Origin of the sequence: Halopenitus persicus (genome assembly GCF_900107205.1) — an archaeon.
Lineage (GTDB): Archaea > Halobacteriota > Halobacteria > Halobacteriales > Haloferacaceae > Halopenitus > Halopenitus persicus.
Genome location: NZ_FNPC01000002.1, coordinates 182,207 through 197,793 on the forward strand (window position 1 = coordinate 182,207; position 15,587 = coordinate 197,793).

The 15,587-nt window shown below is 66.9% G+C and carries 12 protein-coding genes; 3 read left to right on the forward strand and 9 right to left on the reverse strand.

Translation table 11 applies throughout. The features are described 5' to 3' along the window. The first annotated feature begins 223 nt into the window (after positions 1 to 223). Positions 224 to 1,087, forward strand: a complete 864-nt coding sequence (locus BLV25_RS03905; RefSeq protein ID WP_039399919.1) for a branched-chain amino acid ABC transporter permease — start codon at positions 224 to 226, stop codon at positions 1,085 to 1,087. After that, a complete protein-coding gene (locus tag BLV25_RS03910; RefSeq protein WP_049817636.1) occupies positions 1,084 to 2,100 on the forward strand; it encodes a branched-chain amino acid ABC transporter permease in 1,017 nt (338 codons plus the stop codon). Before BLV25_RS03905 ends, BLV25_RS03910 begins: the two co-directional genes overlap by 4 nt. Positions 2,101 to 2,351: 251 nt before the next feature. Here the strand turns inward: BLV25_RS03910 and BLV25_RS03915 are convergent, their stop codons facing one another. The 9 genes from BLV25_RS03915 to BLV25_RS03955 all read right to left on the reverse strand — a co-directional run bounded on the left by BLV25_RS03915 (position 2,352) and on the right by BLV25_RS03955 (position 13,051). Continuing rightward, complete coding sequence (locus BLV25_RS03915) at positions 2,352 to 3,044, reverse strand: ABC transporter ATP-binding protein (RefSeq protein WP_021075091.1); 693 nt, start codon at positions 3,042 to 3,044, stop codon at positions 2,352 to 2,354. Between the two features lies 1 nt (position 3,045). Further along, the gene (locus BLV25_RS03920) at positions 3,046 to 3,771 is read right to left on the reverse strand and encodes an ABC transporter ATP-binding protein (protein WP_021075090.1); all 726 of its coding nucleotides are present in this window, start codon (positions 3,769 to 3,771) and stop codon (positions 3,046 to 3,048) included. A gap of 83 nt (positions 3,772 to 3,854) precedes the next feature. Continuing rightward, positions 3,855 to 4,589 carry a MinD/ParA family ATP-binding protein gene (locus tag BLV25_RS03925; protein ID WP_081758032.1) on the reverse strand — a complete coding sequence of 245 codons (735 nt, stop codon included), beginning with the start codon at positions 4,587 to 4,589 and terminating at the stop codon, positions 3,855 to 3,857. Then, positions 4,586 to 5,509: a DUF7857 domain-containing protein gene (locus tag BLV25_RS03930; RefSeq protein ID WP_092730983.1), complete on the reverse strand. Its 924-nt coding sequence runs from the start codon at positions 5,507 to 5,509 to the stop codon at positions 4,586 to 4,588. The genes BLV25_RS03925 and BLV25_RS03930 overlap by 4 nt, the downstream gene beginning before the upstream one ends. 147 nt (positions 5,510 to 5,656) lie before the next feature. Continuing rightward, positions 5,657 to 6,685 carry a DUF7856 family protein gene (locus tag BLV25_RS03935; protein ID WP_092730985.1) on the reverse strand — a complete coding sequence of 343 codons (1,029 nt, stop codon included), beginning with the start codon at positions 6,683 to 6,685 and terminating at the stop codon, positions 5,657 to 5,659. Continuing rightward, positions 6,682 to 7,020, reverse strand: a complete 339-nt coding sequence (locus tag BLV25_RS03940; RefSeq protein ID WP_021075085.1) for a DUF7855 family protein — start codon at positions 7,018 to 7,020, stop codon at positions 6,682 to 6,684. Before BLV25_RS03940 ends, BLV25_RS03935 begins: the two co-directional genes overlap by 4 nt. Before the next feature lie 84 nt (positions 7,021 to 7,104). After that, the gene (locus tag BLV25_RS03945) at positions 7,105 to 7,458 is read right to left on the reverse strand and encodes a DUF7854 family protein (RefSeq protein ID WP_092730987.1); all 354 of its coding nucleotides are present in this window, start codon (positions 7,456 to 7,458) and stop codon (positions 7,105 to 7,107) included. Beyond that, positions 7,459 to 11,508, reverse strand: a complete 4,050-nt coding sequence (locus tag BLV25_RS03950) for an LAGLIDADG family homing endonuclease (RefSeq protein ID WP_092730989.1) — start codon at positions 11,506 to 11,508, stop codon at positions 7,459 to 7,461. It lies immediately after the preceding gene. Positions 11,509 to 11,614: 106 nt separating this feature from the next. Continuing rightward, on the reverse strand, positions 11,615 to 13,051 hold the full coding sequence (locus tag BLV25_RS03955; protein ID WP_394327111.1) for a twin-arginine translocase subunit TatC: 1,437 nt from the start codon (positions 13,049 to 13,051) through the stop codon (positions 11,615 to 11,617). A 133-nt stretch (positions 13,052 to 13,184) separates the two neighbouring features. Here BLV25_RS03955 and tatC point away from each other — a divergent pair, with 133 nt between their 5' ends. Next, positions 13,185 to 15,578, forward strand: coding sequence for a twin-arginine translocase subunit TatC (tatC, locus tag BLV25_RS03960; protein ID WP_092730991.1), 2,394 nt, complete (start codon positions 13,185 to 13,187; stop codon positions 15,576 to 15,578). Positions 15,579 to 15,587 lie beyond the last annotated feature (9 nt).

The following is a 15,587-nucleotide window of genomic DNA, read 5'->3' on the forward strand; positions in this document are numbered from 1 at the left end:
AAACCCCACGGAACCAACCCTCGCGGCAACGTGCCCTTCCCCCAGGTTGGCCGCGTTTTCGCCCGGAACTGAACGACCCTGCCCGGGACCGAACGTTCGCCGAACGGCGCGTAAGGGGAGGTACGCGGCTTCGACCGCACCGAACGGCTCCAGACTGCACCGATCGAACGACGAGATCCGTAAGGTATACGATGACACCACATCGCAATAGGCGTAGGAGTATATGGTAGCAACTAGCACTTTGATCGCGGTCGGGATCGACGGGATCGCGTACGGGATGTTCCTGGCGCTGCTCGGGGTCGGGATCACGCTCGTGTTCGGGTTGGGCGAGGTGCTCAACCTCGCGATCGGGATGTTCGCGATCTTCGGCACGCTGATGGCACACTATCTGTCGACTGCGGTCGGTCTCGGTTCGGTTCCGGCGTTCCTCCTCGGCATCGTCGTGGTCGGAATCCTCGGCGTCACCGTCGACCGAACGCTGCTCTCGCTCGTGTACCGCTCCGACGGCGAGGAACGGATCCTGTTGGGGATCTTCGTCACGCTCGGCCTGTCGATACTGCTTGAGGGGATCCTCACCAACTTCTTCCCGTCGCGGTACTCGCTTTCGCTCGGCCTGCCGCGGATCAACGTCATCGACATCACGATACCGGGGTCGTCGATCCTCGTCATCGCCGTCTCGGCGGTCGTGCTCGCGTCGCTGTTCGCGTTCCTTCGGGGCACGTTCCTCGGAAAGGCGGCCCGAACCGTCTTCCAGGACGAGGTCGGCGCGTTGCTGATCGGCGTCGACCCGCGGCGGATCCGGGCGATCGTGTTCGTCCTCGCGGCGATCGTGGCGGGCATCGCGGGCATCGTCTACGGAACGACGGCGACCCTGGGCGTCACCGACGGCTTCCAGTTCACGATCTTCGCGCTCATCGTCTCGATCGTCGGCGGCATTCGAAGCATCGAGGGCACCGCCGTCGCGGGGATCCTGCTCGGGATCGTCGCGACGTACGCGAACTTCTTCATCGGCGCGTACCTCGCAAGCATCATCCTGTTTATGACCGCAGTCATCATCCTTCTGGTCCGACCGGTGGTGGAAGAATGACGTCGCTACCGCTTCCGCGGACGGATCGCGCCTGGACGGGAGTGATGGCGGTCGTGTTGGCCGTCGCCCCGCTGTTCGTCCTCGAGAGCACCACGTACCTCCGGCTGTACAACCAGTTCCTCATCTTCGCGCTGTTGGCGATCGGTCTGAACATCGCGTTCGGCCACACCGACCAACTGTTCCTGTTCATGGGCGCGCTCGCCGGCGGCGCGGCCTACGTGATGGCCGTGCTGGCGCAGGACGTCCTCGGGATCACCCCGTGGCTGCTGATCCCGGTCGGGATGGCCGCGTCCGGCGCGCTCGGCGCCCTCGTCAGCTGGGTGTCAGCGAAGCGACGGCTCGGCGTGATACTCATCTCGATCCTCACGCTGAACCTGCAGCTCGCGTTGACCGAGGCGTACGTCGGCCTTCGCGGCATCACCGGCGGGAGCACCGGCTACTCGTTCGTCGGGCTCGGTCTCGATTCGATCGGTTCGATCCTCGGGATCAACCGGTTCGCGGTCCTCTCGTATCTGCTCATCGTCCTCGTCGTCCTCGCACAGCTCGTCTACGTCAGGCTGATCGGGGGCAAATACGGACTCGCCTTCGAGGCGATCCGTGAGGACGACCTCGCCGCCGCCTCGATCGGGATCGACGTGGTCCGTTACAAGACCGTCGCCGGGTTCCTCGCGGCGGCGATCATCGGGCTGGGCGGGATCATGATGGCCGAGTTCCAGGGCACCGTCCTGCCGGGCGATTACGGATTCGCGGCCGTCGACGTGATGGTGCTGATCATGTTGATCATCGGCGGCATCCGCACGACGTTCGGCCCGGTCGTGGGCGCCGCGGTCGTGTTCACCATCGAGGAGTTCCTCTCGCCGGTGGGGCAGTGGGAGACGGCGGTCTTCGGCGCGCTCCTGATCGTCCTGTTCCTCTACTTCCGGCAGGGACTGATGCCGGTCCTTTCCGACGGCGTGGATCGTCTCCGCGATCGGACCGCATCGTCATCCGGCGCGACCGACGGTCGCTCCTGACCGTCAGGATCCGGGCCGCCTTTGGGCGTCTTCCGTGACTCTGGGCGTCTCGGACCCCCCGGGCGATCCGGTGCGTTTCGGCCGTTGGGCTCGGGAGTCCCCGTTCTCGGTGGGTTGGACGTCCGGAAGCCGTCGCACTCGGAGCGCCGCGTTCGGATGGCTAAAAAACGCGAGTGAGTCACGGTCCGGCGTTCGCCGCCGGGTAGCGGTGCGCGTTCGTCGGTGACATAGCGGTGCGCGTTCGTCGCCGGCTAGAGGTAGGCGTCCTTGACGTGCTCGCTCTCGAGCATCCCCTGGCCGGTGTCCTCGTGAACGATCTGACCGTTCTCGAGAAGGTACGCGCGGTCGGCGAGATCGAGCGCCTTGTCGACGTGTTGTTCGACGAGGAGGATCGTCGTCTCGTCGCTGATCTCCTCGATGATGTCGAAGACGCGGTTCGTTATCTGCGGCGCGAGCCCCTCGCTCGGCTCGTCGAGCGCGAGGATCTTCGGCTCCGCCATCAGTCCGCGAGCGATCGCGAGCATCTGCTGTTCGCCGCCGCTCAGCGACCCGGCACGCTGGTCGGACCGCTCCTCGAGGATCGGGAACCGGTCGTACATCTCCTCGATCTTCGCGTCGATGTTCTCCCGACGTCTGTAGGCGCCCACCTCGAGGTTCTCCCGGACCGACATCTCGCCGAAGAGGTTGCGCTCCTCGGAGACGAGCACGAACCCGTGGGTGACGATCTCGCCGGGATCGAGGTCGGCGACGTCGTCGCCCCACAGCGTGACCGACCCGGAATCGACCGGGTGTAGGCCGCTCATCGTCTTCATCAGCGTGGACTTCCCGGCCCCGTTCGGGCCCACCAGCGAGACGACCGTGTCCTCCTCGGACAGCTCCAGGGAGACGTCCCAGATGACCTGCATCCGGTCGTAGGAGACGTCGACGTTGGATAGCTCGATCATTTCAGACAGCGCTCCCGAGGTACGCCTCGACGACCGCCTCGTCGTCGCGGATCTCCGCCGGCGGTCCGTCCGCGATCAGCTCGCCGCTTTGAAGGACGAGTATCCGATCGACGGTTCCCATGATGGCGTCCATAATGTGTTCGATCCAAAACACCGAGATCCCCCGCTCGTCCCGGATCCGTTCGATGCTTTCGGACAGCTCCGTGACCTCATTCGGCGTGAGTCCGCTGGCGATCTCGTCGAGCATGATCAGGTTCGGGTCCGCGGCGAGCACGCGCGCCATCTCGAGTTGCTTCTTCTGGGCGAGCGGGAGCGCGCCCGCCTCCCGGTCGGCCTCCTCGGCCAGCCCGAGGAACTCCAGCGACTCCATCGCCCTGGCCTCCGCGGTTTCCCGGTCGATCGATTCGGTCGTTCCGAACGTGGCGCCCGCGATCGCGTTCTCGAGGACGGTCATCTCGTTGAACACGCGGACGATCTGGAAGGTCCGGACCAGCCCCAGCTGTGCGACCTCGTGGGTCTTGACCTCGAGGAGGTCCTGCCCGTTGAACCGGATCGAGCTCCCCTCCTCCGGGGTCAACACGCGGGTTATCGTGTTGAACAGGGTCGTCTTTCCGGCCCCGTTCGGTCCGATCAGGCCGACGATCTCGTCGTCGCCGATCTCGAACGAGACGTCGTCGACGGCGACGAGTCCGCCGAACTCCTTTCGGACGTCGGAAACCTCTAGCATCGTTGTGCATAGACGGACCGACGCCGCCTTAACCCTTGTGAAGGGCTGCCATCGCACGCAGGCGTCGGGATCTCCGGAGGCCGTTACGGGGACCTCGCTCCGCCGTGAGGCGTGTTCGTGGCCCCCAGCTTCAGCCGCCGGAAGCTCGTCGTCGGTCCGGCCGTCACCCGCTTCGCGATCGAGGTCATCGCCCGTGCCGCCTCGCCGTCGGGGCGGCCGGTCGTGACCGGTCGCTCCTCGATGACCGACCGGCTCATCGCGGGAGTCTCCGGGATCGGATCCGCCGGCGCACCCAACACGTCGGCCACGCGGTCGGTCCGCAGCGATCCGGTCGGCGACCCGGTCGTTCGGTTGAGCGCGATCGCCGCAAGACCCGTCCGAAGCTCCCGCGCGAGCTCGCGCGTTCGGATGGCATCGGGGATGGCGAACGAGCGCGGCGAGGCGACGAGCAGACACCGGTCGGCGGCCGCCAACGGGACGCCGACGTCGGCTCGACGCCCCGCCGGACAGTCGACCACGACGACCCCGTGGTCACGCTCGACCGCTCGGAGCGCGGCGGCCAGACGGGTCAGATCGCTCGCCCGCGACCCCGCGAGCGTTCGACCGCACGGCAGGACGGTGACGGGTCCCGAACGGAGACACGCACGCGGGTCGGCATCGCCCGCGAGCACGTCGTGGAGATCGGCACCGTCCCCGTTCGGCAGGTCGGCCATCCCCAGGTCGGCATCCACGACGACCCCGTCGCAGGCCGCCGCGAGGTTGTACGCGACCGTCGTCTTGCCGACGCCGCCCTTCCCGCCGACCACCGCAACGATCACGCGATCCTCCGGAGGGACTCGATCGGAACCTCGAGACGGTCGTGACGTTCGATCACCTCGTCGATCCGGTCACGGAGCCGTCCGAGATCGTCAACGTCCGCCGCGATCCGGTCGACGTCGGATTCCAATGACGCGAGGTCGCCGGCCTCGGCCACGACCGTCGCCGCGGTCTCGAGGTCGGCCTCCGTGAGCCGGCGGAGCCGGTCGAGATCCTCGTCCATCGCGTCGATCCGGCTTTCGATGCGTGCCATCGCTTCCTCGTCGATCGGTTGCCGCTGGTCGTTCGATCGCTTCCCGTCGATCGGTTGCCGCTGGTCGTTCGATCGCTTCCCGTCGATCGGTGCCACGGCATCCGCCTCGTCCTCGGTCGACGTTTCCCGGCTCGCGTCGGCGTCGCTCGGCCCCGGTGCTGTCGCCCCCCTTTCTCGTCGTTCGGTTACTGGCTGGCCTGCGTTCGCCGTTTCGGGTCCGTTCGTCGGCGATCCCCTTTCGCCACCGTCGCCGCCGTTGCCGTTGATCGGCACGCTTTCCCGCGGCGGACGGTGATCGCCGAGGGTTCGGATCGCGTTCGAAACCGCGTTTTCGACGCCGGCATCGTCCGGTTCGGTTCTCCCGGCAGCCGTGTCGTCGTCGCCGTCACCGACTTCCTCGACCGACTCGATCGTCATCGGACGGCGGTCGGCGGCCGTGAGCGACGCACAGACGTAGCCGACCCCGACCGTCGAGTTTCCGTCCACCCGGCAGGTGTACCCGTCCCGGTCCCACCCGGGCTCGGGCACACCTCGGCGGCGCGGCGGCAACACCGGGCCCTCGAGCTCGTTCCGGAGTCGTACGCGTCTGTCAACGGGCGCGTCGTTACACAGCAGACACGTCACGACGGCCAGCCCGCCGCGCCGTTCGACGTTCCAGGTGAGGTCCATACGCCGGCTGCCGCGCGTTCCCATCTAAAGGTACGGACGGTGCGTTCCGATCGACCCCGTGACGCCGTCGTGGCCCGGAAACGACGCCTCGACCCCGTGACGCCGTCGTGGCCCGGAAACGACGCCTCGACCCCGTGACGCCGACCGTCACGTTCGGACGATCGGGAAGCCGCGTCTTCTGCCGGCCGTCGCCGTGAGCGTCTCCGGATCGAGACCTCCCTCGTCGCTGGCGCCCGACCCGTTTCCATCCGTTCCCGCAACCGACCCGTCCGCCTTCTCGGTCGAGCCATCCATCCCCTCGACCAGTACGACCGGCGCCCGCCGGCCGGCGATCGCGATCGCGACGAGCTCGGCGACCACGGACGATCCACGCACCTCCGTCGGCCACGACCCCGGCTGTACCGTGACCGGCAGCCGCTCGAGTGCCGACCGGAAGGTCGGATGAACCGCCTCGACGAGTTCACGGCGTGCGCTCCGCTCCAGGTTCGCCACCTCGTCCGCCAGTTCCAATCGTCGTTCACGCCGATCCCTCGCTCGCCGTGCCTCCCGCCGTGCACGATCGAGGTCCTGCGTCGCAGCGATGCGGCTGGTCTCGGCCTCCGAGAGTTCCGCCAACGTCCCCTCGAGCTCCTCGCGAACGTCACCCCGGTCCTCGCCGAGCTCGCGACGAGCGGTCAGTTCGCCGCGGATCGTCGCCGCCCGCTCGCGCAGCCGGTCGATCTCCGCGCCGGTCTCCGCGACGCGACGTCTCGCCTCGGCGACGTCGACCGTGGGCGGATCGATCCCGTGGAGTCGTCGGCGCCGCCGGGCGAGCCGGGCGTCGACCGACGCGGTATGTCCGCGCTCACGGGCCGCGATCGCCAGCAGCTCGTGGAGCGAGCGGCCCGACGGAACGCGGTCGAGGGCCGTCGGCGTCGTCGGCCGGACGCACCGAACCGTGACCGGCGTCGTCCCGGCTGACGACCGCCGACCCGCGTCGACCGCCGCATCGTCGGTCACCGAGCAGTCGTCGACCGTCGCCGGGGGACGGATACGGTCCAGTAACCGGTCCGCCAGCGGAGCGGTCGTGTCGTCGGTCGCTCTCACCACGTCGCGGAGGTCGATCACCGTCCCGGATCGAACGACGTCACCGATCCGGACGCGGACCGATCGCGGCGAGCGGACGCGACCGTTCATAGGGATCGATCCCGAAGCGTCTCCGGATCCGGGTGGCGAGTCCCGGCCGCGAACTTCGCGTACGGCGTCGCGGGCGACTCCCGCGTCGCGTATGCGGATGCCGCCTCACGAACGTCCGCCTCGACCGCCTCGAACTCGTTGAACGGCGACGTTCGCTCGACCTGCACGTCGCCCTCGTGCGCTGCCCGCAGCCGCAACGCCAGGAACGCCCCGTACGCGGTCTCCTCGAACACTGCGGCCCGCCCGAATCGCCGGACGACGACCTCCTCGTGGGAACGACAAACGTTTCGAAGCGCCGTCCGCGCCCCCTGCGAATACACCATCACCAACAGCATAAAATCACTATATATTATATTAAATTAAGAGTATTGATATAGTAATATTTGCGGGATCGGACGTCGCCATCGCCGTCGGGCGGATCAGAGTCGCTCGATCTCGAACGATGGCGACCTCGCGTCGGCCTCGCCGTCATCCGTTTCGAGAACCGCTGCATCCCCGTTTTCGTCGGACGCCTCGCTCGGGTCCGCTTCGTCGCGTTCGGCGAGTTCCCGCACCCGTTCCCGCGCCGCCGCGGTCGACGGAGCGACGACGACGGTCCCGTCGACCGGCCCCGGTCCCCGTGCTCGGTAGACGGCGTCGGTCCCCTCGAACTCGGTGGCGTACGTCCGCAGAACGGCGACGGTTCGTCGTTCGGTCTCCGCGAGGCTCGCCTCGCCGTCCTCGAACCGCCGCAGCGCGTCCTCGACGTTCCTGATCGCTGATATGCGGTCCATCTACGTCGTTCGGAGGTGGTTCTGCGTCGGCTCGTAGACCTCCCCCTTCCGTCGCAGCTTCTCGATCTCGTCCTCCGCCTTCGAGGGGTCCATCCCGACCTCGTCGGCGCGGTCGATCACCTCCTCGACGGGCGCTCCCTCCTCGTAGTCCTCCTCGATGTCCGCGATCAGCGTCTTCAGGTTCTTGATCCGGTCGCGCTGGCTCTTGGAGGTCCCCGTCTCGACGACGTCCGCGTCGAACTGTCCGGTCTCGGGGTCGACGCCGATGTCCTTCAGACACGACTCGACGATGTCGGTCGCCCTGTCGGCGTCCTTTCGGTCCACCGTATCCGAGAGCCGCACGCGCGCGCTCGCCTCCGCGAGCCGGACGAGCGCCTCCAGCTTCCGCGCCGTCACCGGCACCGGGGCGTCCTCGTCGGCCCCCTTCGAGCGGAGATCGACGTAGAACTCCTCGATGACCGCCTTCGCGTCCTCGGTCATCGTCGGGTAACAGTTCCGCTTGGCGTAGGCGATGTACTTCCGGAGGAGGTCGGCGTCGATCGCCGGCGCCACCTCCTCGGTGACGTCGTCGACCTCCGCCTGCGTGAACTCCGAGGTCGTCAGTTCCTCGCGCTGGGTGTTCAACTCGCCGGCGTAGTTCGTCTTCAGGATGTGTCGGGCTAGCCGGCTGTCGTGTTCGGGATCGGGCTGGTCGGTGACCGTGAAGATGAGGTCGAACCGCGAGATGAGTGCGGGCTCCAAGTCGATCTGCTCGCCGATCGGCTCGTACTGGTCGAACCGGCCGTATTTCGGGTTGGCCGCCCCGAGCAGCGAACACCGTGCCTTCAGCGTCGCGTTGATCCCCGCCTTCGAGATCGATATCTTCTGCTGTTCGAGCCCCTCGTGCATGGCCGAGCGATCCTCCGAGTTGTGAACCACCATCCCGTTGGCGAGGAAGTTATGTGTCCCCTCGACGGTCAGGTCGTACACCTTCGGTCGACGACGCTCCTCGATCTCGGTCAGTACCGACCGGATCTCGCGTCGACGCGTTTCGATCCGGTCGGCGGCACTTTCCCGGACTTCGTCGAACCGATCGGTCGTAACGGCACCCGAGAACCAGCGTGAAACCGTCGACGAGGCGACGCCGATATCCCTCGCGATCGACGCCATCGAAACGCCGAACGCTTCCAGTTCGCTTCGGAGTTCGGCCCAGGTTCCCGCGTCGAATGGCCGTTGACACAGTTCACGCGCGCGATCTTCGGCCGTCGATACCTCCTCGCCGATCAGACCCGCAAGCTCCTGCTGGAGCACCTCGATCCGGTCGTCATCGCCGTGCTCGGTGACGGTCGTGACGTCCGTGACTCGCCGCCATTTGACGTCCCCGTTGACGAGGGATCGCAGCTCGTCGAGGTCGGTTTCGGCCACTTCCTCGACTATCGTCGCCAATCGTGTCGCGATATCGAGTCGGAGGGGTTCATCGTCGCCCCAGTTCGTCGACACTCGCTGCTGTGGGTACTTGATCCCCTCGGCGAGCTCCCGTTGTGACACGTGGTATCGATCCTTTATGCCCGTGAGCGCGCTCCAGGATGCGTCCGACTCCAGACCGTCGAGATCACGTTCGGCCGTTCGTCGTCGCCGTTCGAACCGGTCGAGGATCCGGCGTGCTCGATGGATCGAGACGTTCGCGTCGCCGTTCTCGAAGTTGCAGTAGGTCGTTCCGTTGATCCCACACTCGGATTGGTACAACCGAAGCGACTCGCGAAGCCGCCGGAGCTGGTCACCACAGTTCGGGATGACGTCGAGGATGGTTCGATCGCCGGACGCAGCTCGGCGGACCGTCGTCAGTGCATCGTCCTTTCTCGTCGCCGTAAACCCGATATGCCGACCAAACGACTCGAGCGAGTCGGCGTCCGTTATCGTGAGGTAATATACGGTTACCCGTCCGTCTTCCTTCGGTTTGGTCTGGATCTGTGCCGACACGCCGAACTCCAGGAGGAGGCTTTTCACGCCGACGAGCAGTTCGTAACTGGCCGACGCGATCCGAACGTTGCCGGCGTTCGTGTCGACGTGTCCCTCGCTGTCGGCCATCGCCCGAACGAATGCGGCCTTCGCGGCACGGTCCCCGGCCGAGACGTCCTCCGGGAACGACTTCCCGTCGTACGTCTCCAGACACATCCCAGCATCGAGAACCGCGTCAGCGGCCGATTTCCCGTGCACGTAGACCGTCTCCTGTGGGTCACGATCCGGCCCGCGTTCGCGGCGGTCGCTCGGATGTCGCACCGGCTCCGCGTCGAAGACCTCGCGACACGCCGCCTCGAAGTCATCGAGGAGTTCCGCGTCGGTGTTCGTGAACCGGATGCCGTACCGACCCTGGCTTCGATCGTAGAACACGTTTCCGTCGCCGGAGAGATAGCCGAGAACGGCCGCGAACGCCGGGCTCATTCCATCGGCATTCGCCGGCGGATCGGCGGACGTTGAACACACGGCCGTGCCGCCGTCGGAGACGGCGGTCGGAAGCTCACGTGGCACGTAGACCCAATCGCCCTCCGCGAGTTCCGCTGCCGATCGTTCGATCCGCTCGCCATCCTCGAAGACGAAGAACGGATGGTCGTGAGTCGCGGTCACCGATTCGCCGCTTTCGAGCGTGACGCGGGTCCGCTCGTCGGGCGCCTCGTACTCGTGAACGGCCGTGATCGGTCGCCTGACCAGATCTCCGTCGTCCGTCATCGTCCACGCGGTCGCGTCCACGTCGCGGATCGTTCGTCCGTTCGGCAACTCCTCGATCGCCCCGTCATCGGCGACTTCCCGAGCGAACTCCCGGACTCTGGTGGTTCGTCCATCGCCGAGGTGGATCAGCGCGTCACCCGTGACACACCGCATCTTGTCGAGCTCGTCGATCGCCGCGATCCCCTGATCGGCGAGGACGAGCGCACCCGCCTCGAGCGACCACTGCTGGCCCTCGCCGAAGTCGTCGCGAACAGCCGCAGCGGTTAACCCTGCAGCGGATGATCCTTTCCCGGATGTATACACTGATCTTGGAGCGATATTCTCTACATAACTGATCATTTGGCTCTTTCCCGTACCCGGGTCCCCGATGAGAAGCATATGCAGATCGCCGCGGATCCGAGAGCCGTCGGGGAGGTGTTTGGTGACGCCGGAGAACAGCTGGAGAACCATCGAGAGCTTCTCCTCCTCGTAGCCGTAGATCGCGGGGGCGATGGAGTCGGTCATCCGGTCGTAGACGTCGGGGTCGTTCGAGAGCTCGATGATCTCCTCGACGTCCTCGCTCGTGATGTCCATGTCCTCGAACTGCTCGTCCTCGACCGTGATGGAGACGCCGTCCATGTACAGATCGAAGATCGCGGACTTCTCGTTGCCCTGTTCGACCTGCTCGATGTGGAGGACGCCGACCGCGGTGACGTGGTCACCCGGGGTCACCTTGCCGGTGATGTCGTCGACGACGTTGACGTCGATCGCCTGGGGCGTCTCGCCGCCGCGGAGCCCCTCGGGCGACTCCTGGATCCGGAGCTTCTGGGAGTCGACGAACTCCGACTGGTCGAAGTTGACCCGGAACGGGCCCTGCCGCTCACAGCCCTGGCACTCGTGGGGCTCCTGGAAGCCGCCGTCGCTTTGGGGGATGTAGGTCATCGTGCCGCAGCGCTGACACTCGAAGGCGGCGTCGGTGATCTTCGGGCGGACGTCGGTGGCCTTCCGGACGATCCCTCGCACGGAGACGAGCGTCCCGATGTGGTCGTCGTGGACGCGGATGCCCCGGATGTCGATGCTGTCGGGAAGGTTCTCGATCCGAACGTGCGCGCGGCCGAGGCTGACGTCGGCGGGAAGGTCGTACAGCCGCAGCGCCTCCTCGGCGTACTCGCGGAGCTGTTCGGGCTGGCTGCGGAAGTCCTCCGCGAGGTCGCGGTCGAACTGGTAGAGGTCGTCGTAATCGATGTAGAGGGACCGCTGCTCGTTGGGGTACCGCTGTGCCAACTCGCCGACGGCCTCGCGGTAGTAGTTCCGGTAGAACTGGATGAACCGCTCGGTGAGATCCTGGTTGCCGGCCTGAGCCATTACGACGCGCCTTGGTCGCCATCACTGAAGAACCCTCCCCTCTCATCGGTCGCGCCGCGATTCCGGTTCCGCCGCGATTCCGGTTCCGGCCCCACTCCCACCGCGGTCAGTTCCCGGTCCACCGCAGGAGCGCGAGGGTTCCCTCGTACAGGGCGATCATCGTGAGCGTGACGATGATCGGTGCCATCCCGGTCGGGTCGGGACTGAACAGGAACGCGATCCCCAGGAAGGTGCCCCAAAAGATCAGCCGCTTGTCCTCGAGCCACTGCCGGGTGACGAGGTTCATCATGATCGCGAGCATGATGAACAGCGGGATCTGGAAGACGATCGCCATGAACGACATCATCACCACGATGAGGTTGAACGTCTCCTTGAGCCCGAAGGCGATCGTCGCGGCGTCGGAGGTGTAGGTCGTGAAGTAGCTGAAGATCGCCGGCAGCACGAGGAAGTGCGCGAAGAGGATCCCGATCCCGCCGAGGATCAGGCTCGTCGGGACGGCCGCCAGGTAGTACCGTCGTTCCTTGCGGTACAGCCCCGGGCGCATGAATCGGTAGGTCTGGTAGACGAACACCGGCAGGCCGAAGAAAACGCCCGCCAGCCCCGCGACCTTGATCCGTGTCAGGACGAGCTCGAGCGGTCCGTAGAGCCGCGGCCGGTTCACGTTCGGCTCCGGAATGTGATACGACCAGAAGTAGTTTATCAGCTCGCTGGCGGACGGAAATGCGAGGATCAGCGCCAGCCCGCCCACGAGGAAGACGATCCCCAGCCGCCGCATCATCTCCTCGATGTGGTCGGCCAGCGGCATCTCCTCGTCCGTTTCGGGGGCTTCGATGCCCGTGGCCGACTCGTTCGCGGCGTCGGATTCGGGTTCGTCGTCGGTCTCGCCCGCGGACTCCGTATCCTCGTCGTCGGTCTCGCCCGCGGACTCCGTATCCTCGTCGTCGGTCTCGCCCTCGGTCCCGGTATCTCCATCCTCCTCGTCCACGTCGGCGTCCTCGTCACCGCCGTCGTCAGCGTCGATCTCGTCGACGTCAGAGTCATCGTCTCCGTCGCCCGCCGTGTCCGTGGTGCTCGTCTCCGTCTCGTCAGCCGTCGTCACGTCATCGTCGTCGCTCTCGTCGCTGGCGTCCTCATCATCTCCCGCACCGTCGCCGGTCCCGTCCTCGTTGTCGGCATCGTCCTCGTTGTCGGCATCGTCTTCCCCGTCGATGTCGGGCTCCTCGCCGGTGTCGTCCTTCCCACCGGTATCATCCTCTTCGTCGGTGTCGGACCCGTCAGCGCCGCCGACGTCTCCCGCGTCGTCGCTGTCTCCTGCGTGGTCGTCGATGGCTCCCGCGTCGTCGCCGACACGACCGTCGTCGCCGTCGGTCCCGCCGGAACCGTGCTCTCCGGCGCCGTTCTCGTCCGTCGGCTCGGATCCGTCGCTATCCGGGGCGGGGGCGGCCTCGTTCCCCGACGGGTCGTCCCCGTCCGGCTGCGGGCCGTCCCCGTTCGCCGACCGGTCGTCGTTCGACGACTCCTCGCGGGGCGGATCCTCACCCATTCGTTGGTTGTTCGCCCCCGGGCTATTATAGGCCTTTTTGGATGGCCGCGTCGTCCGACGACCACGTGCTCGGTCGCTCCCGGCTCGGCTTGCTTCGAAAAGGTTGATAACCGGGACGCGCTTTCGCCACCGTATGGCGAGTGCCCTCGACGAGGACACCCAGGAGACGCTCACCGGCGGGTGGGAGTCCGCGAAGGTGGTCCTTCGGTCGATCCAGAAGGACCTCCAGAAGGTGTTCGTCGTCTTTCTCATCGGGTTCCTCGCGACGTTCTACGCCCTTCGGATCTACATCTGGGACTGGCTCAAGGGGATCACGGTCGCGAACATGCCGGTCGACGTCGAGGCCGAGCTCGAGATCATCGCCCAGACGCCCTTCGAGGTCATCCTGTTGCAGGCGAAGATCGGCCTGGTCGTCGGCGCGGTGTTCGCGCTCCCGGCGCTGATCTACTACGCCCGCGACGGGCTCCGCCGCCGCGGGATGTGGCCCCAGTCCCCGATCCCGCGGTGGAAGCTCGCGTCGATCGGGCTGCTCGCGGCGGCGCTTTTCGTCGCCGGCGTCTCCTACGGCGTCTTCGTCTTCTTCCCGGTGATGTTCTCGTTCCTCGCCGCCTTCGGGCTCGAGGCGGGGTTCAACCCGAGCTACTCCATCGTGATGTGGACGGAGTTCATCGTCTTCCTCTCCATCTCCTTCGGCCTCGCGGGACAGATGCCGCTGGTGATAACCGGGCTCTCCTACGCCGAGATCGTTCCCTACGAGACGTTCCGCGACAAGTGGCGCCACGCGGTCGTCGGGATCTTCTTCTTCGGCGCGATGTTCTCGCCGCCGGACCCGTTCACCCAGATCATGTGGGCGATCCCGCTCACGACGCTGTACGGATTCAGCCTCTATCTCGCGAAGGTCGTCGTCACGGCCAAACGCTCCTCCGACCGGATCGACCCGTTCGCCTCGACCCGCCGCCACTGGAACCTCGTCGGCGGCGCTGGCGTCCTCGGCGGCGGGCTCGTCTACGCCTACTACACCTACGGCGGCCGCGAGGCGACGAACGCGCTGTTGGCCTGGGCCGGTAGCTCCCGGCGGGTCGACCCGCCGGGTGCGGGGCTCGGAGTCGATCCCACCACCGCGATCGCCGTCTACGCCGCCTGTGTGGCCGTCGTGTTCGTCGTCCTCGCCGTCCTGGCCGCCGTCTACCGCGACCTCGATGCCGACGCGACCGGCACGCCGGGATCGACCGGCACGGGCGGGGACGGCCGACACGGCGACCCCACCGCGATCGATCTCGGCGAGCTCGACGCCGGCGGGATCCGGGCCGCCCCCGAGGCGGCGTTCGCCGCCCTCTCCGAGGAGGAGGCGCTCGCGCTCGCGAACGACGCGATGGAGGACGACGACCCCGAGACGGCGCGGGCGATCCTCGACCGGTTCGACGAGGCGACCGCCGACGCTGACGCCGACGAGGAGCCCACCGACTCGGAGGCGGCTGAGTCTGAATCGGCTGCTTCGGAGGCGGCTGAGTCTGAATCGGCTGCTTCGGAGGTGGGCGGTTCGACGGCTGGTTCGACGGCGGAGGAGGGAACGGTTGCGGCCGAAACCGGCGCCGACGCGAGCGCCGAGCCCGCGGACCAGGATGACGACGGGATGTTCGGCGGACTCACCGACCGCGCCTCCCGCGCCAGCACGACCTTCCTCGACGACTTCGCCGAGGACACCGACGAGGAGGACATCGGCGGGTACTACACCGACCTGAAGTTCATCGTCGGCTCGCTCCGGTCGCGGTCGTTCCGCCTCGTCGGCTGGTTCGTCGCCGTGATGGGCGCCGTGTTCACCTGGCTCTACCTCGGCGGGCTCGGCGGGGTTCGAGCGGACTTCCTCGACCGGCTTCCCGCACGGTTCGACGCGAGCGATCTCTCGGTGATCACGCTTCACCCGGTCGAGGCGCTCGTCTTCATGGTGAAGTTCTCGGTGCTGATCGGCCTGCTCGCGGTCCTGCCGCTCGTCGTCTACTACGCGTGGCCGGCCCTGCGGGACCGCGGGTTCGTCCGCGGCCACGAGCGACGAATATTCGTCTGGACCGGCGCGCTCGCCGGCGGGCTCGTCGGCGGCTTCGCGCTCGGCTACCTCGTCATCGCGCCCGGGCTCATCTCGTACCTCGTCGCCGACGCGCTCGGCGCCCGGATGGTCATCACCTACCGGATCAACGACTTCTTCTGGCTCATCATCTTCACGACCCTCGGGATCGGCGTGCTCGCGGACGTGCCGATCCTGATGGTGTTGTTGAACTCCGCGGGCGTTCCCTACGACGCCTTCCGGAACCGCTGGCGCGAGGCCACCATCGCCGCGATGACGTTCGCGGCCGTGCTCACGCCGGCCGACATCGTGACGATGCTTCTCGTGACCGTCCCGCTGTTGGCGGCCTACTGGGTCGGCGTCGGCGTCCTCTTCGTGATCACCCTGGGCGGCCGCCGCAACCTCGCGCCGCCGGCACGGATCCTCGAGGCGACGGATCGGTTCGACCTCGATACCTCGGAGTGACGGTCCGGC